The sequence below is a fragment of the Pseudomonas sp. Ag1 genome (genome assembly GCF_000278565.1).
Lineage (GTDB): Bacteria > Pseudomonadota > Gammaproteobacteria > Pseudomonadales > Pseudomonadaceae > Aquipseudomonas.
This window is the reverse complement of record NZ_AKVH01000089.1, coordinates 71,809-94,530: the sequence shown is the minus strand read 5'-3', so window position 1 is coordinate 94,530 and position 22,722 is coordinate 71,809. Positions and strand designations below refer to the sequence as shown.

At 60.2% G+C, this 22,722-nt stretch carries 21 protein-coding genes and 1 tRNA gene; 11 read left to right on the top strand and 11 right to left on the bottom strand.

What is annotated here, in order from left to right; translation table 11 throughout:
• Positions 1-190 precede the first annotated feature (190 nt).
• From A462_RS21685 to colR, 5 genes are all read right to left on the bottom strand, one after another.
• A complete protein-coding gene (locus A462_RS21685; protein ID WP_008433604.1) occupies positions 191-421 on the bottom strand; it encodes a hypothetical protein in 231 nt (76 codons plus the stop codon).
• Entirely contained in the window at positions 421-1,137 is a 717-nt protein-coding gene (locus A462_RS21690; RefSeq protein WP_008433603.1) for a lipopolysaccharide kinase InaA family protein, read from the bottom strand. The genes A462_RS21685 and A462_RS21690 overlap by 1 nt, the downstream gene beginning before the upstream one ends.
• A gap of 4 nt (positions 1,138-1,141) precedes the next feature.
• Complete coding sequence (locus A462_RS21695; RefSeq protein WP_008433602.1) at positions 1,142-1,822, bottom strand: class I SAM-dependent methyltransferase; 681 nt, start codon at positions 1,820-1,822, stop codon at positions 1,142-1,144.
• Between the two features lie 188 nt (positions 1,823-2,010).
• Positions 2,011-3,291 (bottom strand): sensor histidine kinase, encoded by a 1,281-nt coding sequence (locus tag A462_RS21700; protein ID WP_008433601.1) that lies wholly within the window; start codon positions 3,289-3,291, stop codon positions 2,011-2,013.
• Complete coding sequence (colR, locus tag A462_RS21705; RefSeq protein ID WP_003208587.1) at positions 3,281-3,964, bottom strand: two-component system response regulator ColR; 684 nt, start codon at positions 3,962-3,964, stop codon at positions 3,281-3,283. The genes A462_RS21700 and colR overlap by 11 nt, the downstream gene beginning before the upstream one ends.
• A 201-nt stretch (positions 3,965-4,165) precedes the next feature.
• Here colR and A462_RS21710 point away from each other — a divergent pair, with 201 nt between their 5' ends.
• The 5 genes from A462_RS21710 to A462_RS21730 all read left to right on the top strand — a co-directional run bounded on the left by A462_RS21710 (position 4,166) and on the right by A462_RS21730 (position 10,483).
• Positions 4,166-6,115, top strand: a complete 1,950-nt coding sequence (locus A462_RS21710; RefSeq protein WP_008433599.1) for an LTA synthase family protein — start codon at positions 4,166-4,168, stop codon at positions 6,113-6,115.
• A 54-nt stretch (positions 6,116-6,169) separates the two neighbouring features.
• A complete protein-coding gene (locus A462_RS21715) occupies positions 6,170-6,913 on the top strand; it encodes a phosphatase PAP2 family protein (protein ID WP_003208590.1) in 744 nt (247 codons plus the stop codon).
• 73 nt (positions 6,914-6,986) lie between these two features.
• The gene (locus A462_RS21720; protein WP_008433597.1) at positions 6,987-7,685 is read left to right on the top strand and encodes a response regulator transcription factor; all 699 of its coding nucleotides are present in this window, start codon (positions 6,987-6,989) and stop codon (positions 7,683-7,685) included.
• The gene (locus tag A462_RS21725; protein ID WP_032899165.1) at positions 7,675-8,970 is read left to right on the top strand and encodes a sensor histidine kinase; all 1,296 of its coding nucleotides are present in this window, start codon (positions 7,675-7,677) and stop codon (positions 8,968-8,970) included. The genes A462_RS21720 and A462_RS21725 overlap by 11 nt, the downstream gene beginning before the upstream one ends.
• A gap of 85 nt (positions 8,971-9,055) precedes the next feature.
• Positions 9,056-10,483, top strand: a complete 1,428-nt coding sequence (locus tag A462_RS21730; RefSeq protein ID WP_008433592.1) for a glycosyl hydrolase family 8 — start codon at positions 9,056-9,058, stop codon at positions 10,481-10,483.
• A gap of 131 nt (positions 10,484-10,614) precedes the next feature.
• On the opposite strand, the gene groL is transcribed toward A462_RS21730, so the two are convergent.
• From groL to A462_RS21750, 4 genes are all read right to left on the bottom strand, one after another.
• Positions 10,615-12,258: a chaperonin GroEL gene (groL, locus tag A462_RS21735; RefSeq protein WP_003208597.1), complete on the bottom strand. Its 1,644-nt coding sequence runs from the start codon at positions 12,256-12,258 to the stop codon at positions 10,615-10,617.
• Positions 12,259-12,308: 50 nt separating this feature from the next.
• The gene (locus A462_RS21740; protein ID WP_003208599.1) at positions 12,309-12,605 is read right to left on the bottom strand and encodes a co-chaperone GroES; all 297 of its coding nucleotides are present in this window, start codon (positions 12,603-12,605) and stop codon (positions 12,309-12,311) included.
• A gap of 248 nt (positions 12,606-12,853) precedes the next feature.
• Positions 12,854-13,330, bottom strand: a complete 477-nt coding sequence (locus A462_RS21745; RefSeq protein ID WP_008433587.1) for an FxsA family protein — start codon at positions 13,328-13,330, stop codon at positions 12,854-12,856.
• A 66-nt stretch (positions 13,331-13,396) separates the two neighbouring features.
• Entirely contained in the window at positions 13,397-14,128 is a 732-nt protein-coding gene (locus tag A462_RS21750) for a HugZ family pyridoxamine 5'-phosphate oxidase (protein ID WP_003208603.1), read from the bottom strand.
• Positions 14,129-14,203: 75 nt separating this feature from the next.
• Between A462_RS21750 and A462_RS21755 the strand changes: the two genes are divergently transcribed.
• Positions 14,204-14,962, top strand: coding sequence for an SDR family oxidoreductase (locus A462_RS21755; protein ID WP_003208604.1), 759 nt, complete (start codon positions 14,204-14,206; stop codon positions 14,960-14,962).
• Here the strand turns inward: A462_RS21755 and A462_RS21760 are convergent, their stop codons facing one another.
• A complete protein-coding gene (locus A462_RS21760) occupies positions 14,963-15,970 on the bottom strand; it encodes a DUF481 domain-containing protein (RefSeq protein ID WP_008433585.1) in 1,008 nt (335 codons plus the stop codon). It abuts the gene before it with no gap.
• Positions 15,971-16,172: 202 nt separating this feature from the next.
• Between A462_RS21760 and A462_RS21765 the strand changes: the two genes are divergently transcribed.
• The 4 genes from A462_RS21765 to A462_RS21780 all read left to right on the top strand — a co-directional run bounded on the left by A462_RS21765 (position 16,173) and on the right by A462_RS21780 (position 20,941).
• Positions 16,173-16,487 carry an MGMT family protein gene (locus tag A462_RS21765; protein WP_238544225.1) on the top strand — a complete coding sequence of 105 codons (315 nt, stop codon included), beginning with the start codon at positions 16,173-16,175 and terminating at the stop codon, positions 16,485-16,487.
• Between the two features lie 43 nt (positions 16,488-16,530).
• Positions 16,531-18,072, top strand: a complete 1,542-nt coding sequence (locus A462_RS21770) for an AmpG family muropeptide MFS transporter (RefSeq protein ID WP_008433581.1) — start codon at positions 16,531-16,533, stop codon at positions 18,070-18,072.
• A gap of 179 nt (positions 18,073-18,251) precedes the next feature.
• Positions 18,252-19,967: a proline--tRNA ligase gene (locus A462_RS21775; protein WP_008433579.1), complete on the top strand. Its 1,716-nt coding sequence runs from the start codon at positions 18,252-18,254 to the stop codon at positions 19,965-19,967.
• A gap of 20 nt (positions 19,968-19,987) precedes the next feature.
• Complete coding sequence (locus A462_RS21780; protein WP_008433576.1) at positions 19,988-20,941, top strand: hypothetical protein; 954 nt, start codon at positions 19,988-19,990, stop codon at positions 20,939-20,941.
• A 115-nt stretch (positions 20,942-21,056) separates the two neighbouring features.
• Here the strand turns inward: A462_RS21780 and dinB are convergent, their stop codons facing one another.
• Positions 21,057-22,115 carry a DNA polymerase IV gene (dinB, locus tag A462_RS21785; protein ID WP_003208617.1) on the bottom strand — a complete coding sequence of 353 codons (1,059 nt, stop codon included), beginning with the start codon at positions 22,113-22,115 and terminating at the stop codon, positions 21,057-21,059.
• Positions 22,116-22,406: 291 nt separating this feature from the next.
• Here dinB and A462_RS21790 point away from each other — a divergent pair.
• Positions 22,407-22,483, top strand: a tRNA-Met gene (locus tag A462_RS21790).
• Positions 22,484-22,722 lie beyond the last annotated feature (239 nt).

Sequence of the window (22,722 nt, the reverse complement as noted above, 5' to 3'; positions counted from 1 at the left end):
TGGTGGGGCAAAGACCTTTTGGTTACTTTTGGGGCGTTTGCCAAAAGTGACCCGCTGTAAGAGCGGAACCATAAGCCGCCGTTACCGCAGCAACGGATATGTACTCGATCAACCAACCAACCAACCCAAAACCCAAGCCCAAATAAAAGGCCTCGAACTAGCGAGGCCTTTTATTTGGGCTTCAATCTCTTCAACTCTGTGGCCTCATCCCTTGGGACATCCCAAACATGAACAACAACAACTCATGATCAGGCTTGGCCGCGACACCGACCTTGGCGATCCGCGGCATCGGGCATTGCTGCCCGACACCCTGCACCGCACTGAGAACTTGTGTCCGGGGCTGCTCCCAGGCAGCCAGGGCCAGGGCAGCTATGCCCAAAGCCCCCAACAGAAACAAACCTCGTGCAATTTCTAGCTTCATTACGTTAAACCCTTGATAGCGCTGCCAAACGCCGTCTCGTAAAAGTAGCTCAGTTTTTGCCAGTCCGTAGCATTCCACGACGAATGGCGGCGCAACTGCAACATGTCATGCCGGGCCGCCCGCAAAGCGGTCAAGCGCTGCCGGCACTTCTCGAAATCCAGCAACGCCACCTCAACCTTCGCCGCGTCACCCTCACCCGTCACCCGCACAAAGATATGCTTGATATACAGGCAACCATGCTGCCAACGCCCCTTGTGCATCCGCGCCAACGTACCAGCCAGTTCCTTGAGCAAACGCTCATGCACCAACTCGCCATACTGCTCACGACCACCGGCGGCGTACCAGTTTTCGATCTCGTCGAAACCGTCCAGCGACGCCGTGACCAACAACGCCTTCCATTGGTGCTCAGGATCGCGACGGGCCTCGCAGAACACCAACTCCGGCACGCGTACATCCAGTAAACGCAGGCCCTTCAGGGCATCACGCTCACGCAACACAGTGGGGCGCCCAAACGGATGGAGCCAACTGCGGTAGATATGGCCCGTCTGGCGCTTGCTATAGAGCAAACGCCCATGGGTGCCCGTCACCCGTTGCACACCACTTTCACCGCCGCGACGACGATTGGGCTCTTCGACCCACTCGCCCTGCTGGCGCCAGAAATAATCAAATCGCTCCTCGGGAGCTACTTCACTACCTGGTAAACACTCGACAGCCATCCTGTTACCTCTTGCGCAATACATACACTCGCCACATGGCGTAGAGCGGTATGAAGTCCAGGGATTCCTGAACACGGAAACCGGCTTGCTCAAACTCTGCCTCAACAGTAGCAGCCGGTAACACGAACCGATTTTGGTAACCTTCCTGCTCACCCTTGTTGCGACGCCGCACTTCGGCACGCTTGCGTTTCCACGCCTTGAAGTTGCCGTCCACCCACAGCGAGATAATCACGCTGTCTCGGGTAACACGCTGAAATTCGCGCAGTATTGCCAGCCTGTGCTCGGGGTCACCAATGTGGTGCATCAAGCGCATGCAGAAAATACTGTCGACCGCGTTATCTGGCAAATCGATATCAAAGGCAGACGTTTGCAAGGGGCGTACCCGTTTCACCACATCCGCCGGTTGGGCGACGGTGGCAATCTTCAACATCGACGCGGAGTTGTCGGCACCGATGATCACGCGGTTGGGCTTTTCGGCCAGCAACGGCCAGAAACGCCCGGCACCACATGGCAGGTCCAGCACCAGGCCAGGCTCACCGGCCATGGCCAGCGCACCACGGGCCAATTGCTCGTCGCGTTTGTGGGACAACCGGCGAGCCAGATTGTCCTGATGTTTGAGTAAATAATTCTGCGCGTGCTGATCGTCGTACTTTTCGGAAAATTCGAGCTTGATCGGGGTAGGCATCACCGGGTCTCCAGTTACTGATGCCTACAACCTTAAAAAGAATCCTGTGATCAACAGGTCAACACGTTGTGAAAAACTTGTCCTGTCGAATCGTATACATTACAAAACTTTGCAGACACAAGTCGTGGCATGGTGCCATCTTCGGCGAAAATCAAGAAGTCTGCCGCAGCTTAGCGGCAGGGCAGGCATCAGGCTTTGACCTGACTCAATTCGACGTGAAAGCGGCAGCCGTTGGGCTCCATGGTGCTGAGGCTGACGCTCCAACCCTGGTTCTCGCAGATGCGCTGAACCAAGGACAAACCCAGGCCAAGGCCTTCACCGCGCTTTTCACTGCCACGCACAAACGGTTCGAACATCGCTTCGCGCTTGTCCTCGGGAATGCCCACGCCAGTGTCTTCCACCACAAAACCGCTCGGTTCCAGGGTAAGGCGGATCAAGCCATGCTCGGTGTAGTGCAGGGCATTACGCAACAGGTTGCCCATGACCGCGTGCAGGAAGGTCGCGTTGTAGCGGGTATCCAGTGGATTGCCCGGTTGATAGATCAGCTCCAGGCCTTTGCGCTCGATCGGCTCACGCCAGATCCCCAGCAAGTCCTCGGCCACCTGGGCCAGGTTGGCCTGGGGCGACATGCCGGCCTCCTCGCGCTGGGCACGGGCCAGCATCAGGAAGGTCTGCACCAGTTCGCGCATTTCTTCACAGGCCCGCGCAATGCGCTCGACCTGCTTGCGGCCGCGCTGGTCAATCGCGGGGTTCTCCAGCAACAGTTCGCAGGAACTGGCGAGCACCATCAGCGGGGTGCGCAATTCGTGGCTCACGTCACTGGTAAACAACTGCTCCCGGGACAACGCCTGGCGCAAGCGGCCCAGGGTGGCGTCGAACGCCACGGCCAATTCGCCGACTTCATCCGCGGCGTAATCCGGCGCCAGCGGTGGTGCCAGGCCAAGTAACTGGTCGCGATGCCGCACCTGGCGGGCCAGGCGTACGACCGGCGCCATTACCTTGCGCGCCAGTACCCAACCGAGAAATACCGCCAGCGCCAGGCTGAGTACAAACCCCACCAGCACGACAGCAAACAGCACGCGCTCGCGTTCTTCAAAATCGCTCTGGTCTTGCAGCAGGACATAACGGCGACCGTCAACGATTTCGACCATCGCGTGGTAGGAAAGCTGTTCGCGGAACACCTCGTGAAAACCGGCGTCGAGGTGGCGCAAGTCCTTGGGCAGTTCAAAATCGCCGGGGCCGCCGCTGAAGTAGAACAACTGGTCGGGCTCGGGGCGATGACTCCAGTCCTCGACGCTGTCCATCAGCAGCAGCCGTTGCAAGTCACCGCCCAGGCCTGCCGATATGAGTTTTTCTTCCACCAGGTGCACCGTAGCGACGATACCCATGGCGAAGGCCCCCGCCACCAACGCGCTCATCAAGGCGAAGGCGATGATGATCCGTTGGGCAAGGCTTTGCTTAAACTCCATCACGACCCTCGGCCAGGCGATAACCCACACCGTGCACCGTTTGCAGCAACGGCTTGGCGAAGGGTTTATCAATCACCTGACGCAGTTGATGGACATGGCTGCGCAGGCTGTCGCTGTCCGGGCAGTCATCACCCCACAGGGCTTCTTCGAGAATCTCACGGCGCAATACATGCGGGCTTTTCTGCATCAGCACCGCCAGCAGCTTCAGGCCGACCGGGTTGAGCTTGAGCAGGCGCCCTTCGCGGGTGACTTCCAGGGTGTCGAGGTCGTAGTTCAGGTCACCCACCTGCAAGGCACGGCGCCCGCCGCCCTGGGCACGACGCAGCACTGCTTCGATACGTGCGGCCAGCTCCGACAGCGCAAACGGCTTGAGCAGGTAGTCATCGGCGCCGGACTTGAAGCCCTGCAGCCGGTCATCCAGCTGGTCGCGGGCGGTGAGCATGATCACCGGCGTGTCGCGGCGCGCGTCTTCACGCAGGCGTTTGCACAGGGTGTAGCCATCAATGCCAGGCAGCATGATGTCGAGCACGATCAGGTCGTAATGTTCGGTGGCAGCCAGGTGCAGGCCCGACAAACCGTCCTGCGCACAGTCTACGGTGTAGCCCTTCAGCCCCAGGTAATCGGCCAGGTTGGCCAGAATATCGCGGTTGTCTTCAACCAATAAAATTCGCATGGGCAGTGTCTCCGTACGCGGTAACGGCCGTGTTGGCTCGCGCAGCTTAAGGCCAAGTATGGCTCACGGCTAGGCCTGAAGGCCGCGCCGATTACTGTTTTCAACCGATTGCGAGACTTAACGAGTTTTTCACTATAGGTTCACAACCTGACTACAGTGTCAGCGCGAAGATCGCGCCCATCGAAAATAAGGAACATTGACATGGGTTTTCCCAAAACAGCGCCAATGCGCTATTTGCTGTTGGTAACCGGTGCCTGGCTGGTGGTTTTTCTACTGACCCGCAGCGTGCTGCTGGTAACCCATCTGGATGAAGTGAGCGGTAACCTGCTGCCGGTATTCGGCGTGGGCCTGCTCTATGACCTCGGCTTCCTCGCCTATGCCGCCCTGCCCCTGGGCCTGTATTTGCTGCTGTGCCCACCGGCCTTGTGGCGCCGTCGCGGCCATCGCTGGTTTCTGCAGGCGGTACTCACCGTCAGCCTGTTCGCCATGCTCTTCACCAGCGTGGCCGAATGGCTGTTCTGGGACGAGTTCGGCGTGCGCTTCAACTTCATTGCCGTGGATTACCTGGTCTACTCCAAGGAAGTGCTGAACAACCTGCTGGAGTCGTACCCGATCGGCAAGCTGCTGAGCCTGCTGGCCGTGATGGCGATCGTCTTGAGCGTGGTCTTGCGTAAACCGTTCAACGCGGCCATGGACGCGCCGTTGCCTGCGATGCGCAAGCGTCTGCTCAGTGCCCTTGGCCTGTTGCTGGTGGCCGGCCTGAGCCTGCAACTGATCAACCAGGACAGCCCGCGCAGCCAGGGCGGCAACGCCTACAACAACGAACTGGCCAGCAACGGCCCCTATCAGTTCTTCGCCGCCTTCCGTAACAACGAACTGGACTACACCCAGTTCTACAAGAGCCTGCCGGCGGATGTAGTCGCCAAGCAGTTGCGCGCCGAACTCAGCGAGCCCAACGCACGGTTTATCGGCACGGATCCGCTGGATATCCGTCGCGCCATTACCAACCCGGGCACGCTGCGCAAACCCAACATCGTGCTGGTGACCATCGAAAGCTTCAGTGCCAAGTACATGGGCAGCAACGGCGACCCGAATAACCTCACGCCCAACCTCGATGCGCTGCGCAAACAGAGCCTGTACTTCAATAACTTCTACGCCACCGGCACCCGCACCGACCGCGGCCTGGAAGCTATCACCCTGGCCATCCCGCCAACGCCCGGGCGCTCCATCGTCAAGCGTATCGGCCGGGAAAGCGGTTTCGGCAGCCTGGGCCAGCAGCTCAACGCCATCGGCTACGACAGCGTGTTTGTCTACGGCGGCCGGGGCTACTTCGACAACATGAACGCGTTTTTCAGCGGCAACGGTTACCGCGTGGTCGACCAGAGCAGCGTGCCCGAATCCGAAATCAGCTTTAAAAACGCCTGGGGCATGGCCGACGAAGACCTCTATAAACAGACGCTGAAACTGGCGGACGCCGACTACGCCAAGCAGCAACCATTCCTGCTGCAACTGATGACCACCTCCAACCACCGTCCGTATACCTACCCGGCTGGCCGCATTGATATCAAATCCGGTGACGGTCGCGACGGCGCGGTGAAGTACACCGACCATGCCATCGGCCAGTTCCTGGAGGCGGCGCGCCAGAAACCCTGGTTCGACAACACGATCTTTATTTTCGTCGCCGACCACACGGCGGGCAGCGCCGGCAAGGAAGACCTGCCGATGGTCAACTACCAGATCCCGCTGTTCATCTACGCACCCAAGCTGGTAGAAGCCGGCGAGAACGCGAAGCTGGCCAGCCAGATCGACCTCGCCCCGACCCTGCTGGGCTTGCTGAACCTGAGCTACGAGTCGACGTTCTTTGGCCGCAACCTGCTGCAAGACAACCCGCTGCCGCCACGGGTAGTGGTCGGCAATTACCAGTACCTGGGGTTGTTCGACGGCAAGGACCTGGCGATTCTCAGCCCGCGCCAAGGCTTGCGTCGGCATGACCAGGCCCTGGGCGACAGCCACGAAATCCGCGTTGGCAGCGATGACCCGTTGATCCAGCGGGCCATCACCTACTACCAGGGCGCCAGTTATGGCTACAAGCAACAGTTGCTGAGCTGGAGGGTGCCCAAGGACGAGGTTCCCCAAGTGAGTACACGCTAACCAAAATGCCCCGGCCAGGTCTGACCGGGGCTTTTTTTAGAGTCTGAGTTCGCCATGCACGCAATCGCTGTTCGTCCGTTATCCCAACCCCTCAACTTCTGGCTGTGCCTCGGTGTGCCTGCCGTTCTGGCGGTGGCCATGTTGCTGCTGGAGCTGACGTCGCTGGACATGGACATCGCCAGGCTGTTTTACGACGCGTCCGAAGGCGGCTTCGTGGGCCGGCACAGTTTTTTTCTGGAGGACATTCTTCACGATCGCGCCAAGCAGATGGTGATCGTGTTTTCGGTGCTGGCAATCGCCGGGTTTGCCGGGGCCTTTGTCTTTGAGCGACTCAAACCCTATCGCCGGGAACTGGGCTGCCTGGTGCTGTCGCTGGCACTGGCCACCTCGTTCGTTTCACCGTTGAAGACGGTGACCGGGGTGCAATGCCCGTGGAGCGTCAAGGAGTTTGGCGGCCAGGAGACGTACAGCGAACTGCTGAGCCCCAGGCCGCCGACCGACAAGCCTGGCCGTTGCTGGCCGGGCGGACATGCGGCGACCGGGTTTGCGCTGTTTGCGTTGTTTTTTGCCCTGAGGGATCGCCGACCGCGGATGGCGCGCTCGGCGTTCCTGTTTGCGCTGGGCCTGGGCACGGTGCTTTCGGTGAGCCGCACGATGCAAGGGGCGCACTTTCTTTCCCACAACGTGTGGACGGCAATTTTCAGCTGGCTGATTTGTTTGGGCGCCTATTACTTCCTGCTGTACCGGCCGGTGAAAACACCGCAGCCCGCCTTCCGCAAGCAGCCCGTGACGCCGTGATGAACAGCCCTTGCCTAGCCGGGGGCAAGGGCGCAACACTCTGCGCACTTTTTGGCAACGATCCTGCTGAGCCATGTCCGATACCCTGTTGCTGATCGAAGACGACCTGCCCCTGGCGGCACTGACGGCCGAGTTCCTGCGCGCCGAAGGCTTTAGCGTTGCAATGGAACACCGTGGCGACCGCGCCGCCCAGCGTATCCAGGATGAACAGCCGGCACTGTTGATCCTCGATGTGATGCTGCCGGGCATCGACGGTTTTACCCTGTGCCGACAGATTCGCGACCACTACCCCGGGCTGATCCTGATGATGACGGCCCTGGACGAGAACGCCGAACAATTGGTGGGGTTTGCCGCCGGGGCCGACGACTACGTGGTCAAGCCGATCGACCCGCAACTGTTGCTGGCAAGGATCCGCTCGCTGCTGCGCCGCCATCCCCAGGCCCCCCGCAGTTACTACCAGTGGGGCGCTTTTCGGCTGGACCTGAACAACCACTTCGCCTGGCTTGGCGAGGCGCCCTTGCAGTTTTCGGTGGCCGAATTCGAGTTACTCGCCATCTTTGCCCGCCATTGCGGCGTATTGCTCACGCGCGAAAAACTGCTCCAGCGCCTGCGCGGCCTGGAGTACGACGGGCTGAACCGGTCGATTGATATGCGGGTGTCGCGCTTGCGCAAAAAACTGATGAGCCTTGAGTGCCCCGTGACCATCCAGACCATCACGGCGCAGGGATACCTGTTCGTCGAAATCCCGACGGGGAGCCAGCATGCTGTCTAAAGTTCGCCCGTGGATGGCCATCGCGGCCGGCACCAGCTGGGCCGCCCTCACTTTTTACCTGTTGTGGTTGTGCACGAACGCTGCGGTGTTTATCGGCGACTACAGTTTCCTGCGCCTGATGGCCGGGCCGGGTTATCTCGTTGCCGAGCAACTCAAGGCCTTGCCCGCCGAACAACGGGAGGCGCGCATCGAGTCACTGCAAGCACGCTTTCAGTACCCGGTGAGCCTGGTGAAAAAGGATGATATCGAGCTGCCGCCTGAAGCTATTGTGATGCTCGACCACCATCAGCCGGCGCAGAACAGTGATGAAGACGTCACCTACTTCCCGCTGGACGATGACACGGTGATTCAATTCGGTCCCTTGTGGGGAACTGCCGAAGTGAAGGACCTGCTGCAATATCCGGTGTACTGGGTGACCGCCTGTGTCGCCGGCCTGCCGGTACTGCTGTTTCTCTGGATTGCCCTGCGTGCCCGGCGCAAATACACCCATGACCTCGATGCCCTTAATGCCTGCATTGCTACCCTCGCCCGCTCGCCCAACACGCTGCTGCCCGCGATGAGCCAGGAGTGGGCGCCGCTGCTGCTGACCTTGCAACGGCATGCGCTGGATATCAGCTCGATGGGCGAACGCCACCGGGAGGTTTCCCAGGCGGTGTCCCACGAACTGCGCACACCCCTGGCGCGGATGCGTTTTGCCCTGGCACTGCTGAGTAAAAGCGCCGACCTCGACACCCGCACCCGCCTGCAAGAGCGCCTGCACACCGATATCGAAGAGCTGGAGTCGCTGGTTCGCGCCAGCCTCGCCTTTGCCCGGCTGGCCGATGCACCCAGCGACCTGCAGCATGAGCCAATCAATCTCCATGCCTGGCTGCAGCAGGAGTTTGCCCTGCTGGACGGGCACCATCGCTTGCTGACCCTGGACACCGACCCGGCCGACCTGGAACTGATCGGCGACCGCGCCTTGCTGCATCTGATCGTGCGCAACCTGTTAAGCAACGCCATTAACTACGCCCGCGAACGGGTGAACGTCAGCGCTGCGTGCCAGGGCCAGCACCTGGTGCTGCATGTGGATGATGACGGCCCGGGCGTACTGCCGGAAAACCGCGAAAAGATCTTCGAACCCTTCGTGCGCCTGGCCATGGGCGGCGACGAGCCCAGCGGATTTGGCCTCGGCCTGGCACTGGCCAAGCGCGCCACCCATTGGCACGGGGGTGAGCTGTCGATCACCCGCAGCCCGTTGGGCGGCGCACGCCTGACCCTGACCCTCGCACTGCGCCCGGCCTAGGCTGTTACAGCCTGTGACAGTGGAACATCCACGCTGCCGCTAACCTCGCGACCTTGCCCTTTGGATCAGGTTGGAGAGTCAGCTCATGCGTCACCCTAAACGGCATCTGCCCACGCTGCTGTTATCACTGTGCATGGCCGCCGGTTCATGGTCAGGCGGCGTTGCGGCCCAGAATGTTCACGCGCCCTACTACCCCGGCACCATCCTGCCCAATCGCCAGCCCCAGGCGACCATGGATCAACAACTGGTCACGTTCTACAAGGACTGGAAGGCGGTTTACCTGTCGGGGGAATGCGGCAGCGGCCGGTATTTCATCAAGGTCAACGCCGACCACAAACCCGTGGGTGGTGGCGCCGCGCCCAACACCATCACCGTGTCCGAGGCCCATGGCTACGGCATGCTGCTCACTGTGATGATGGCCGACTACGATGACGAGGCCCAACGGACTTTCGACGGCATGGTGCGCTACTTCCAGGATCACCCGGCAGCGTCCGATCCCGGCCTGATGGCCTGGAACCAGACCGAGGGATGCGGCGACTCCACCGACCCTTTCCGTGGCGACGTCAGTGCCACCGATGGCGACCTGGACATCGCCTACGCCCTGCTGCTGGCCGATCAGAAATGGGGCAGCGAGGGCTCCATTGACTATCGCAGCGAGGCCAACACGGTGATGGCGGCGATCATGAAACACGAGGTGCACCCCAGGACTCAGCACCTGATGCTCGGCGACTGGGCCGGTACCGACGGTGACGCAGAGCTTGAGTACACCACCCGCAGCTCGGACTTCATGCAGTCGCACCTCTACAGCTTTTTCACCATGACCGGGGACAAGCGCTGGCAGGCAGTGCGCGACAAGACCTATTCGATCATCAGTGACTTTACCCAACGGTACAGCGCCAACAGCGGGCTGGTGCCGGACTTCATCAGCCACCTGGACACCTCGATCACCCCGGCGCGGCCCGATCTGGTGGAAGGCCCATACGACGGCAGCTATTCGTGGAACGCGGCCCGCTACCCGTGGCGCATCGGCCTGGATTACCTGATGTACGGTGACCCGCGTGCGCTGTACACCTTGACCACCTTCAACCGCTGGGCACGCGCCACCACCCACGATGAGCCGGGCAACTTCAACAGTGGCTACCGAATCGACGGCAGTGCGATCGAGGAAGCGCACAATGAGCCGGCCTTTGTGGCGGCACTCGGGGTCAGCGCAATGATCAACCCCGACAATCAGCTGTGGCTCAATAACCTTTGGGACAACCTGCAACGCCGGTCCATCCGTGACCATGACTACTACGGCAACACCCTCAAACTGCTGGGCATGGTGGTCATGTCCGGCCATTGGGAGCGGCCCCAACCGGCGCCCCTCAAAAAAACCGCACACGTGCCTGTCCATCCGTCATCCGGCTCTGCGGCACCGGGACCCGTGGCATCTTTGCCGCCCGCCTCGCACCTGATGCTGGCTCGCGGCTTCATGTTCAAGAAACTGCTGGGGCGTCGCGGCGTCAGCTGAGGCGTGCGCGTAAAGAGAGACGCGGAGCGTCCCTGGCGGCGTTCCCACGCAGAGCGTGGGAACGATCAGCATAAAAAAACCCCGCCTGCATCGCTGCAGGCGGGGTTTTTCAGTATCGGGGTAAGGCTGGCTTACATCATGCCGCCCATGCCGCCCATACCGCCCATGTCTGGCATACCGCCGCCAGCTGGAGCATCTTCTTTGATCTCGGCGATCATTGCTTCAGTGGTGATCATCAGGCTGGCAATCGACGAAGCCGCTTGCAGAGCCGAACGAGTCACTTTAGCCGGGTCCAGGATGCCCATTTCGATCATGTCGCCGTATTCGCCGGTAGCAGCGTTGTAACCGAAGTTACCCGAACCCTGCTTGACCTTGTCGACCACTACGCTTGGCTCGTCGCCGGAGTTGGCAACGATCTGGCGCAGAGGTGCTTCAACAGCACGACGCAGCAGAGCGATACCGACGTCTTGGTCAGCGTTGTCGCCTTTCAGCTCGGAGATAGCCTGCAGGGCACGAACCAGCGCCACGCCACCGCCAGGTACCACGCCTTCTTCAACGGCTGCACGGGTAGCGTGCAGGGCGTCTTCAACGCGGGCTTTCTTCTCTTTCATTTCAACTTCGGAACCCGCGCCAACCTTGATCACTGCAACGCCGCCGGACAGCTTGGCCAGACGCTCTTGCAGTTTTTCACGGTCGTAATCGGAAGTGGTATCAGCCACTTGAGCGCGGATCTGGGTAACACGTGCCTGGATGTCAGCTTCAACACCAGCACCGTCGATCACGGTGGTGTTTTCCTTGGTCACGGTGACGCGCTTGGCATTACCCAGGTGTTCCAGGGTAGCGCTTTCCAGGCTCAGGCCGATCTCTTCGGAGATAACGGTACCGCCAGTCAAAACAGCGATGTCCTGCAGCATTGCCTTGCGACGATCGCCGAAACCAGGTGCCTTGACAGCAACCACTTTCACGATACCGCGCATGTTGTTCACAACCAGAGTCGCCAGGGCTTCGCCTTCAACGTCTTCGGAAACGATCAGCAGTGGGCGGCCGGCCTTGGCAACAGCTTCCAGAACTGGCAGCAGTTCACGGATGTTGGAGATCTTCTTGTCAACCAGCAGGATCAGCGGGCCGTCGAGCTCGGCGGTCATGGTGTCTGGCTTGTTGACGAAGTACGGGGACAGGTAGCCACGGTCGAACTGCATGCCTTCAACAACCGACAGTTCGTTTTCCAGGCCCGAGCCTTCTTCAACGGTGATCACGCCTTCTTTACCGACTTTTTCCATGGCTTCGGCAATGATGTCGCCGATGGAGCTGTCGGAGTTGGCCGAGATAGTGCCGACCTGAGCGATTGCCTTGGTGTCAGCGCATGGCTTGGACAGGGACTTCAGCTCTTTGACAATGGCGATGGTCGCCTTGTCGATGCCACGTTTCAGGTCCATCGGGTTCATGCCGGCAGCGACGGCTTTCAGGCCTTCGTTGACGATCGACTGAGCCAGGACGGTAGCGGTGGTGGTGCCGTCGCCTGCGTCATCGTTGGCACGGGAGGCAACGTCTTTGACCAGCTGCGCGCCCATGTTTTCGAAGCGATCTTTCAGCTCGATTTCTTTGGCGACGGAAACGCCGTCCTTGGTGATGGTCGGAGCGCCGAAGCTCTTCTCGATGATCACGTTACGGCCTTTAGGGCCCAGGGTCGCTTTTACTGCGTCAGCCAGGACGTTCACACCGGCGAGCATTTTCTTACGGGCGGAATCGCCGAATTTAACTTCTTTAGCAGCCATGATCGATATTCCTTAAATACTTTGTAGTAACGGGAAGATGAGCGGGGAAATCAGCCTTCCAGAACAGCGAGAATCTCGTTCTCAGCCATTACCAGCAGGTCTTCGCCGTCGATTTTCACAGTGTTGCTGCCGGAGTAAGGGCCGAAAACAACCTTGTCACCCACTTTCACAGCCAGCGCACGTACTTCACCGTTTTCCAGGGTCTTGCCTGGGCCAGCAGCGAGAATCACACCGTGGTTGGCTTTCTCAGCAGCCGAACCTGGCAGCACGATACCGCCAGCGGTTTTCTTTTCTTCTTCACTGCGACGGATGACGACGCGGTCATGCAGAGGACGAAGCTTGCTCATTGTCGATCTCTCCTAATTGTGTTTTTCATCGGCCGGTGTCAATTCCGGCTAGTTAAATTCCGGCGGTGCCGGTCGCGGTTCGCGGTGCGAAACGCGGAAGTCTGTCTGGTGTCGCCACCAGAAACCTTGCGGTGACCGTTACATAAGGGCGCATAAGCTTATTTCAAGGGTGCAGAGATGAAAATTTTTGTGTCGGGGACGTATTCAAAAGCCGCACGGCACCCGCGGGTGCCGTGCCAGTGAGGGGATTACTTGGGGTCGCGGTGTTCGAACTCGCCTTCGATCACGTCACCTTCACGTCCCAGTGGCTGGCGCGGGGCCGGGCCACCACGGGGTTGCAGGTCGTCGGCGAAGGCGCGCTGGCGGATCGCAGCCTCTTCGGCACGCTGGCGCATCTTGCCCGCCAGCAGCTTGCGAGTGAATGGCAGCAACATCACAAGGCCAACCACATCGCTGATGAAGCCCGGCAGGATCAACAGGCCACCGGCCAATGCCATCATCAGGCCTTCGAGCATGGTCTGGGCCGGCAGCTCGCCGCGATTCAGGCTTTCACGGGCACGCAGCGCCGTGGCCAGGCCGGCGACGCGCAGCACCAGTACGCCGAGCATCGAGCCGAGAATGATCAGCAGCAGCGCCGGGAAAAACCCGATTGCCCCGCTGACTTGTACGAATACGAACAGTTCAAGCACCGGAAACAACAAAAAGAGCAACAAAAAAGGGCGCATCAAATGGTTCCTCAACGCAAGAATGCCTTGCTACTTCACCTTAGATGACGTCGCCGTTTCGTGAATTCAAGCTTCAGCGGCTGCTTTTTTCGGCCAGACCTCGGCGTGAGCCAGGAAAACCAAGGCTTCGCGTACTTGTGTCGGCGTGTTGCAAGGCTCGGCAAAGGGCAGCCAGTAGAGGGCCTGGCCAATGCGCAAGTGCATGCCTTCGCTGTCGATACCGGCCAGTTGCGCAGGCTCGGAGGTCGGCAGGCCGGCCAGTTCGACATAGTGGGCAATCGCCTTGGTGTGGTCGCTGTTCATGTGCTCGACCATGCTCAGCTCGGCCTTGCCGGCAAACGGATTGGCCAGGGTCAGTTGGTCGACCCAGTGGATCGCGCCGAACCCGCCGATATAACGATGGCGCACTGGCTTGAGCACCCAGAAGTCAAAATCATGGGCCTTGTGGTAGTTCGCCGAGTCCGGGAAATAGCGGTAATAACGCTCGGCGGCGGCTTCAATCGCAGCGCCGTCTTCGAGCTTTTCGGCCTCGGCGAGGTAGGTCAGGCGCCCTACCGCTTGCACGTCGTCCGCCTCACGCTCACCGACCAGCAACGAGCACTTGGGGTCTTTCTGCAGGTTGTGGGTGTGCTGGGCGATACGGCTGATCAGGATCAGCGGCCGACCCTCGGCGTCCAGGCAATACGGCACCACCGAGCCAAACGGGAAACCGGGCATGGCCTTGGACAAGGTGGCGAGTGCCCCACGGTATTCCTTGAGCAGTAGTTCTCGGGCATTCTTGGCAACGTGCGCGCTCAACTTATGACTCCTTCGATAAATTTCGTCAAAAAACAAACCTGGATAGCCGCTTAATTCTGCCCACAGGACTTGCGAATGCATCTCAACGACAAAGTAATCATTATCACCGGCGGTTGCCAGGGTTTGGGCCGCTCCATGGCCGAGTATTTTGCCGCCAAAGGTGCCAACCTGGCGCTGGTGGACCTCAATCAGGAAAAACTCGACCAGGCGGTGGCCGCCTGCCAGGCCCATGGGGTGAAGGCACGCGCCTATCTGTGCAACGTGGCGAATGAAGAGCAGGTGACCCACACCGTGGCACAGATCGCCGAAGACTTCGGTGCCATCAACGGCTTGATCAACAACGCCGGGATCTTGCGTGATGGCTTGCTGCTCAAGGTCAAGGACGGCGAGATGACCAAGATGAGCCTGGCCCAGTGGCAGGCGGTGATCGATGTCAACCTTACCGGGGTGTTCCTGTGCACCCGTGAGGTGGCGGCAAAAATGGTGGAGCTGAAGAACCAGGGCACCATTATCAATATCTCGTCGATCTCGCGGGCCGGCAATGTCGGGCAGACCAACTACTCCGCCGCCAAGGCCGGTGTAGCGGCCGCCACTGTGACCTGGGCCAAGGAGCTGGCGCGCTACGGCATCCGCGTGGCGGGCATCGCACCGGGGTTTATCGAGACCGAGATGACCCTGGGCATGAAGCCCGAGGCCTTGGAGAAGATGACCGCCGGCATTCCCCTCAAGCGCATGGGGCGGCCCGAGGAGATTGCCCATTCAGCGGCGTATATCTTCGAGAACGACTACTACACCGGGCGGATTCTGGAAATGGACGGCGGGTTACGCCTTTAATTACCAAGCGACGCCGAACCCTGCGGTGTAGCGGGTCTTGCTCAACGCACTTTCCGAGTCGCCACTAATAATGTCGCGCTCGGCCTTGAGGTTGAGGGAGGCCCACTCGGTGACTTTGTAGCGCAAGCCCATTTCCGCATCCAGGGAGTACTCGGACGGCCCGGCCAGCGGCTTGCCCACTTCGCCATTGGTGAAGAATTCAACGGTCTTGCCCACCAGGTAGCGGTTGTAGTTCCACTTCATGGCCAGCGAATAGAAGTTGTCCTTGCCGCCGTCCTGGTATTCATAGTCGGTGCGGTTGACCAGCGAACCGAGGGAGAACGCGCCCAGTTCGTCATCCCAGAATTGGTAGCCCGGGCCGGTACCCACGGTGCGCTGGCGGGACAGGTCCTCGACCTTGTCGCGCTTGTAGGTCAAGCGGCCCTGCCAGAACCAGTGTTCGGTAATAAACCGGTCCAGGTCGTACTCCAGCGCCCAGTTGTCGGTGGTGGTCACGTCGTCCTGGAATTCGCGGTTGTACTCGCCCTGGGCGGTATGGCGCCACTGGCCATGGCGGGCAGTGGTCTTGAAGTCGATGTCGTAGTCGTTGGTGTCTTTTTCCGCGCGCTTGTAGTCCAGCGCCATATCGACATTGCCCTTCCACACCAGGTCCTCGATCACCGGCTTGGGCTTGATGATCTGCTGGATGCTCGCCAGCTCCACAGTCTTGGGCGCCTCGCCGTTGGCCAGGATGACCTTGCCATCGTCGGCCGGCTGCAGGGACTTGGCCTTCTCACCGCTGTAGGCATCCTGCTTGACCAGCAATTCCTGATCGCTCTCCAGGGTCTTGACCTGCTTCCAGTCCACCGGGATCGCGCCGGCATAGTCGGTCTGGATCAGCAGCTTGCCGCCGTCGAAAACCTTGATCTTGCCGGTCAGGCGGTCACCGTTCTTCAACCAGACGGTGTCGGCGAGCAACGGGGTGGAGGCGCTGAAGACAGCGAGGCACAGCAGGGTTCTGGACAACATAAGCGGATATGGGGCTCGAGTTTGACGAAAAAACGGGCATTATCGGGGTGGATAACTTCTTAGCAAGGACTGACTCGGGTATTCGTATCGAGTTCCGCTCTCAGCCCCCCATTTTGCAGAAACTTCTTACAAATAGACGGATATTTTCATCGGATATGCCACCGTGAACGAACTGACCGACGCTCCGCAAAGCCCCGCTGAAATGCGCCGCACCGTGCTGTACCTGACCCTCGCCCAAGTGCCCGAAGGCCGCGTGATCAGCTACGGGGAGCTGGCACACCTCGCCGGTTTGGGTCGCGCCGCACGTTGGGTGGGTCGCACCCTGAGCCAACTGCCCGAGGACACCAAACTGCCCTGGCATCGCGTGCTGGGTGCCGGTGGTCGGATAAGTCTGCCGGTGGGCAGTGCCTCGGGTGACGAGCAACGTGCGCGTTTGCGCGGCGAAGGCGTCAGCATCCTGAACAATCGTGTTGATATTCAGCGTCATGGCTGGCGCCCGGTAGAGCACAGCGGTTAGAGTGCGCGCTTTATTTGCGTAATTCTGAGGCAGACTCCAGCCCATGCCCCGTAAAACCTGGCGCGCCGCGCTCGCCGCCTATGCCAGCCCCTCGACGTTAGTGCTGTTGCTGCTCGGCTTTGCTGCCGGCTTGCCTTACATGTTGGTGTTCTCGACGCTCTCGGTATGGTTGCGCGAGGCCGGCGTGGCCCGCGAAACCATCGGTTATGCGAGCCTGATCGGCCTGGCCTATGCCTTCAAGTGGGTCTGGTCGCCCCTGCTCGACCAATGGCGCCTGCCACTGCTCGGCAAGCTCGGACGTCGTCGCTCCTGGCTGGTACTGTCCCAGACGCTGGTGATCCTCGGATTGATCGGCATGGGTTTCTGTGATCCGCAAAAGCATCTGTCCTGGCTGATCGCCATTGCCGTGATCGTGGCCTTCGCTTCCGCCACGCAAGACATCGCCGTAGACGCCTACCGTCTGGAAATCGCCAGCGACAGCCAGCAGGCCGCGCTTGCCGCCAGCTATATGTCCGGTTATCGCGTGGCCGCGCTGCTTGCCACCGCAGGTGCGCTGTTTTTTGCCGAAGGCTTCGGTTCCACCGGGTTCAACTACAAGCATTCGGCATGGGCCGGTACGTACGTGCTGTTTGGTGCACTGATGGTGCCTGCGCTGCTGACCACGCTGTTCATGCGCGAACCCAATGTGCCGCTGCGTACCCAATTGCAGGCCGGGCGCTACAGCTTTGCTCACCAGCTGGTCTCGGTGTTCGTGTTGATCGTGCTGCTGGTGTCGGTACCGGCGATGTTCACCCAGCTGTACAACACTGACTTCGCCAGCGTGCTGTTCCATGGGGTCAGCCTGCTGGACCTGCTGCTGGAAGATCGCGCGTTCCTGCGGGCCATCCTCTACATCATCCTGACCACGCTGTGCCTGTCGACCATGGGCCGCCGGGGCCTGGCGCCGGTGCTCACGCCGGTCAACGACTTTATCCTGCGCTACCGCTGGCAGGCCTTCCTGCTGTTGGGGCTGATTGCCACCTACCGCATGTCGGACACGGTAATGGGCGTAATGGCCAACGTGTTCTATATCGACCAGGGCTTTACCAAGGACCAGATCGCCGGTGTCAGCAAAGTCTTCGGCCTGATCATGACCCTGCTGGGCGCCGGCATGGGTGGCCTGTTGATCGTGCGCTTCGGGATTCTGCCGATCCTGTTCATTGGCGGCATTGCATCGGCCGGCACCAACCTGCTGTTCGTGATGCTCGCCGACATGGGCCCGGACCTGCAGATGCTGATTTTCACCATCTCCCTGGACAACTTCAGTTCCGGCATGGCGACCTCGGCGTTTGTCGCGTACCTGTCGAGCCTGACCAACCTGAAGTTCTCCGCCACCCAATACGCCCTGCTCAGCTCGATCATGCTGCTGCTGCCGCGCTTGATCGGCGGGTATTCGGGGGTGATGGTCGAGAAGTTCGGTTACCACAACTTCTTCATGATCACCTGCCTGCTGGGTGTGCCGACGCTGGTCCTGATCGCCTTGCACTGGTTTCAGGAAAGCCGGCGGATTCGCTTGAATCCTCCCGAGGAAAACGAATCACTGTAGGAGCTGGCTTGCCTGCGATTGCATCACCGCGGTGTAACTGACACACCGTGTTGCCTGCATCGCAGGCATGCCAGCTCCCACAGAAGCCCTGCTCCAGCAACCAGACGCCTGTACGTCGGCAGCAAGCGCCCGTACAATCCAACGTCATTTCAAGTCCAAGCAACCGACAACGGCCTACCATGCGCACCAGTCAATATTTGCTCGCCACACAGAAAGAAACGCCCTCCGACGCGGTCGTGATCAGCCATCAGCTGATGCTGCGCGCCGGCATGATCCGCAAACTGGCCTCGGGCCTGTACACCTGGCTGCCCATGGGCTTGAAGGTGATGCGCAAGGTCGAAGCCATCGTTCGTGAAGAAATGAACGCTGCCGGCTCTCTGGAAGTGTTGATGCCGAGCACCCAACCGGCTGAGCTGTGGCAGGAATCCGGGCGCTGGGAAGAGTACGGCCCTGAATTGCTGCGCTTCAAGGATCGTCATGGCCGGGACTTCTGCGCCGGCCCGACCCACGAAGAAGTGATCACCGACCTGATGCGCAACGAGTTGAGCAGCTACAAGCAACTGCCCCTCAACCTGTATCAGATCCAGACCAAGTTCCGTGACGAAATCCGCCCACGCTTCGGTTTGATGCGCGGCCGCGAATTCATCATGAAGGACGCCTATTCGTTCCACGCTGACCAGGCGTCCCTTCAGGTCACTTACGACCGCATGCACACCGCCTACTGCAACGTGTTCACGCGCCTGGGCCTGAAATTCCGCCCAGTTGAAGCGGACAACGGCTCCATCGGCGGTGCCGGCTCCCACGAGTTCCACGTGCTGGCCGAGTCCGGTGAAGACGACATCGTGTTCAGCAACGGTTCCGACTACGCGGCAAACATCGAGAAAGCCGAAGCCGTGCCACGGGAAACTTCCCGCCCTGCGCCAAGCGAAGAGCTGCGCCTGGTGGACACGCCCGAGACCAAGACCATCGCGGCCCTGGTGGAAAAATTCAATCTGCCGATTGAAAAGACCATCAAGACCCTGATCGTGCGCGCCGAGGAAGAAGGCAAGCTGATCGCCCTGGTAATCCGCGGCGACCACGAGCTCAACGAAATCAAGGCCGCCCAGCAGCCAGGCGTTGCCAGCCCGCTGGTCATGGCCACCGACGCCGAACTGCGCGACGCCATTGGTGCCGGTGCCGGCTCCCTGGGCCCGCTGAACCTGCCATTGCCGATCATCATCGACCGTTCGGTCGAGCTGATGAGCGACTTCGGCATCGGTGCCAACATCGATGACAAGCACTACTTTGGCGTGAACTGGGAACGTGACCTGCCGGTTCCGACCGTGGCCGACCTGCGCAACGTGGTGGCCGGCGACCCAAGCCCGGACGGCAAGGGCACCCTGGAAATCAAGCGCGGCATCGAAGTCGGGCACATCTTCCAGCTGGGCAACAAGTACAGCAAGGCGATGAAGTGCGAAGTGCTGGGCGAGAACGGCAAGCCGATCACCCTGGAAATGGGCTGCTACGGCATTGGCGTATCCCGCGTGGTTGCGGCTGCCATCGAGCAGAACAACGACGAGAAAGGCATCATCTGGAGCGACGCCCTGGCGCCATTCCAGGTTGCCCTGGTACCGCTGCGCTACGAAACCGAGCAAGTACGCGAAGCCACCGACAAACTGTATGCCGAACTCACGGCTGCCGGTTTTGAAGTGCTGCTGGATGATCGGGACAAGAAAACCAGCCCGGGCATCAAGTTCGCCGACATGGAACTGATTGGCATCCCGCACCGGATCGTGGTCAGTGACCGCGGCCTGGCCGATGGCAATCTGGAATACAAGAGCCGGACCGAAGCCGAGGCCCAACCGTTGCCGGTGGCTGACGTGCTGTCTTTCCTTCAGGCGCGTATTCGTCGCTGAAAACCAGATCAAGAGTCGTCATGTTCAAGCGAAACACCATAGCCCTGGGGGGCGCCACGTTATGTGGCGCCCTGCTGGTCAGCGGCTGCGCCAACCAAATGTCGCAACGCAGCGAGCACGAGGAACGCATCGAGCGCAAATTGCTCGATCACAGCCTGCAGATCGACGTGGGCGAGCCGAAGGTGCTGGAGCTGCCGCAACGCCGGGTGCGCATTCACGAGCAAAAGACCTTTGAGGTCACCGAGTTCGAAGTTACCCGTCGCTACGACCGCTACACGCCCTACCAGCCCTGGCGCAAACTCTATGAGATGCCCCTGGGCGCGGTCGCGGTCGTGGCGGGCGTCGGCGCCAACGTGGCGAATGTGTTTGCCCTGGGCAACCTGCCTGCCAGCATGACCCGGGATTGGCTCAGCTATGGCGTGGACGGGCTCAACCCGTTCATGAACGTGCAATCCAACGGCCGTGCGCAACAGAACCTGGCGGGTATCGATGAAGTCCAGCGCGACAAGCGCGTGGAGTATTCGAGCCTGCCCTGGAGCGAGCGCCCGGTACAGGTGACTGCCGGCAAGCAAACCCATGAGCTGACCACCGACCGCGATGGCGTGCTGCGCCTGAACCTGTTGGACAGCCCGTTTGCCGAGCAGGACCTGAACCGCATCAGCACCCTGAAGATCAGTGTTGAAGATGCCCAGGATGACGTGCACTCGGACTCATCCCTGGCCATCAGCGGCACCCTGCGGGGCAAATTGCTCGAAGCTCACGGTTTGATCTATGACGACCTGGAAGACGACGAGGTCAACGAGTGGGTGCACCGGGTCAAGCGCCTGTCGGAGCTGGGCCTGGAAGAAGAAGCCAGCGAGCTGGAACAGAGCCTGATCGAACTGACCCGCAATGATCCGGAGTTGCAGCAGGAATTCCTGCAGGCCTTGACCAAGGATGCCGGACGCCTGGTGGCGGATCCCGGGGCACGCTGAAGCCTTTAAATGTGGGAGCGGGCTTGCTCGCGAATGCGGCGTGTCAGCCAGCACATGCGTCAACTGACACACCGCATTCGCGAGCAAGCCCGCTCCCACATTTGGTTTTCGGTTTCTACCAGGGGAATTGGAGCTGCTCGTTGCCGTTGCTCAAATCCAGCAAACGCACGCCTATTCCCAGCAATCGCACCGGCTTGTCGCCGCGATTGAACGCCTGGGTCAGCAACTGCCGGTAGCTCTCCAGGTCCCGCCCCGCCCCCGCCTGCTCCAGGGTCGTCTGGGTAAAGTCGTGAAACTTCACTTTGACGAACGGCTTGCCCGCCCGATAACTGCTGTCGATGCGCGCCATGCGCCCGGCCAGGGTGTCCATCAGCTCCGGCAGTTTTTCCAGGCAACTGGGCAAGTCCGGCAGGTCGACATCGTAGGTATTTTCCACGCTGATGGATTGCCGGCGGCTGTCGTTCTGCACCACCCGGTCATCAATCCCACGCGCCAGGCTCCAAAGCCGCTCGCCAAAACTGCCGAACTCTCGCACCAGCGCCAACTTGTTCCACTCCCGCAGTTGCAGGCAGTCCTCGATCCCCAGCCGCGCCAGCTTGTCGGCCGTCACCTTGCCCACGCCGTGGAGCTTTTTCACCGGCAGCGCCGAGACAAAGTCTTCCACCTGGTCGGGGGTGATCACAAACAGTCCGTTGGGCTTTTTCCAGTCGCTGGCGATCTTGGCGAGAAACTTGTTCGGCGCCACGCCCGCGGAAACGGTGATGTGCAACTGGTTGGAGACCCGCCGACGAATGTCCTGGGCAATGCGCGTGGCACTGCCGCCGAAATGCGGGCTGTCGGAGACGTCCAGGTAGGCTTCGTCCAGGGACAACGGTTCGATCAGGTCGGTGTAGTCGCGAAAGATCGTCTGGATTTCCTTTGATGCTTCTTTATAAGCATCCATGCGCGGCTTGACGATGGTCAGGTCCGGGCACAGCTTCAGGGCATGGCGGGACGACATGGCCGAACGCACACCATAGGCCCGTGCTTCATAGTTGCAGGTGGCGATCACCCCGCGACGGTCTGCCGAGCCACCGACAGCCAGGGGCTTTTGCGCCAGGGTCGGGTCGTCGCGCATCTCGATGGCGGCGTAGAAGCAATCACAGTCGACGTGGATGATTTTGCGCTGCGTCATATATAAGGCAGTGGTTCTGGGCAGAAAACGGACAGGCCGGCAGTATCTCACTCACACCTGTATATAGCACCAGTAGTTTGAATCTTCCGCTTAAGCGGTAGGAAAATTCGTAGGTGAATTCATTTTCTCAATCGAAACACACCCCCCAATAGAGCTGAAAGCCTCGGCCAGACTGGCCCCGCGGCTTATCAAGGGGCCACCTTGGAGAGCTAACCGATTGAACCACAAGCGCTTTTCTTTGAATCAGCGGTTGACACACTCGCGTTCCTCTGTAGAATGCCGACACACAGACGCGGGATGGAGCAGTCTGGTAGCTCGTCGGGCTCATAACCCGAAGGTCGTCGGTTCAAATCCGGCTCCCGCAACCAAACATCAAAAAAGGCTGCTCGAAAGAGTGGCCTTTTTTGTATCTGACGAAAAAGTCCTTTTGAAACAATGGCATGGCATCTTTCATGAAACCGTACACGGTTTGTAGAGTCCATCTCATTGCAAGCTATGCTAAGTCTTCAAGCACTGTCCTTCTACGACCAATGGGCGCTGTCGCCGCACTTCGCGATACGCGTTAATATTTGTAATTATTTTGTCCATAGGGATTGGTAACTTGGCT

Coding starts and splice junctions, on each gene's coding strand:
- A462_RS21685 (WP_008433604.1), bottom strand. CDS start 421: ATGAAGCTAGAAATTGCACGAGGTTTGTTTCTGTTGGGGGCTTTGGGC.
- A462_RS21690 (WP_008433603.1), bottom strand. CDS start 1,137: ATGGCTGTCGAGTGTTTACCAGGTAGTGAAGTAGCTCCCGAGGAGCGA.
- A462_RS21695 (WP_008433602.1), bottom strand. CDS start 1,822: ATGCCTACCCCGATCAAGCTCGAATTTTCCGAAAAGTACGACGATCAG.
- A462_RS21700 (WP_008433601.1), bottom strand. CDS start 3,291: ATGGAGTTTAAGCAAAGCCTTGCCCAACGGATCATCATCGCCTTCGCC.
- colR (WP_003208587.1), bottom strand. CDS start 3,964: ATGCGAATTTTATTGGTTGAAGACAACCGCGATATTCTGGCCAACCTG.
- A462_RS21710 (WP_008433599.1), top strand. CDS start 4,166: ATGGGTTTTCCCAAAACAGCGCCAATGCGCTATTTGCTGTTGGTAACC.
- A462_RS21715 (WP_003208590.1), top strand. CDS start 6,170: ATGCACGCAATCGCTGTTCGTCCGTTATCCCAACCCCTCAACTTCTGG.
- A462_RS21720 (WP_008433597.1), top strand. CDS start 6,987: ATGTCCGATACCCTGTTGCTGATCGAAGACGACCTGCCCCTGGCGGCA.
- A462_RS21725 (WP_032899165.1), top strand. CDS start 7,675: ATGCTGTCTAAAGTTCGCCCGTGGATGGCCATCGCGGCCGGCACCAGC.
- A462_RS21730 (WP_008433592.1), top strand. CDS start 9,056: ATGCGTCACCCTAAACGGCATCTGCCCACGCTGCTGTTATCACTGTGC.
- groL (WP_003208597.1), bottom strand. CDS start 12,258: ATGGCTGCTAAAGAAGTTAAATTCGGCGATTCCGCCCGTAAGAAAATG.
- A462_RS21740 (WP_003208599.1), bottom strand. CDS start 12,605: ATGAGCAAGCTTCGTCCTCTGCATGACCGCGTCGTCATCCGTCGCAGT.
- A462_RS21745 (WP_008433587.1), bottom strand. CDS start 13,330: ATGCGCCCTTTTTTGTTGCTCTTTTTGTTGTTTCCGGTGCTTGAACTG.
- A462_RS21755 (WP_003208604.1), top strand. CDS start 14,204: ATGCATCTCAACGACAAAGTAATCATTATCACCGGCGGTTGCCAGGGT.
- A462_RS21760 (WP_008433585.1), bottom strand. CDS start 15,970: ATGTTGTCCAGAACCCTGCTGTGCCTCGCTGTCTTCAGCGCCTCCACC.
- A462_RS21765 (WP_238544225.1), top strand. CDS start 16,173: ATGCGCCGCACCGTGCTGTACCTGACCCTCGCCCAAGTGCCCGAAGGC.
- A462_RS21770 (WP_008433581.1), top strand. CDS start 16,531: ATGCCCCGTAAAACCTGGCGCGCCGCGCTCGCCGCCTATGCCAGCCCC.
- A462_RS21775 (WP_008433579.1), top strand. CDS start 18,252: ATGCGCACCAGTCAATATTTGCTCGCCACACAGAAAGAAACGCCCTCC.
- A462_RS21780 (WP_008433576.1), top strand. CDS start 19,988: ATGTTCAAGCGAAACACCATAGCCCTGGGGGGCGCCACGTTATGTGGC.
- dinB (WP_003208617.1), bottom strand. CDS start 22,115: ATGACGCAGCGCAAAATCATCCACGTCGACTGTGATTGCTTCTACGCC.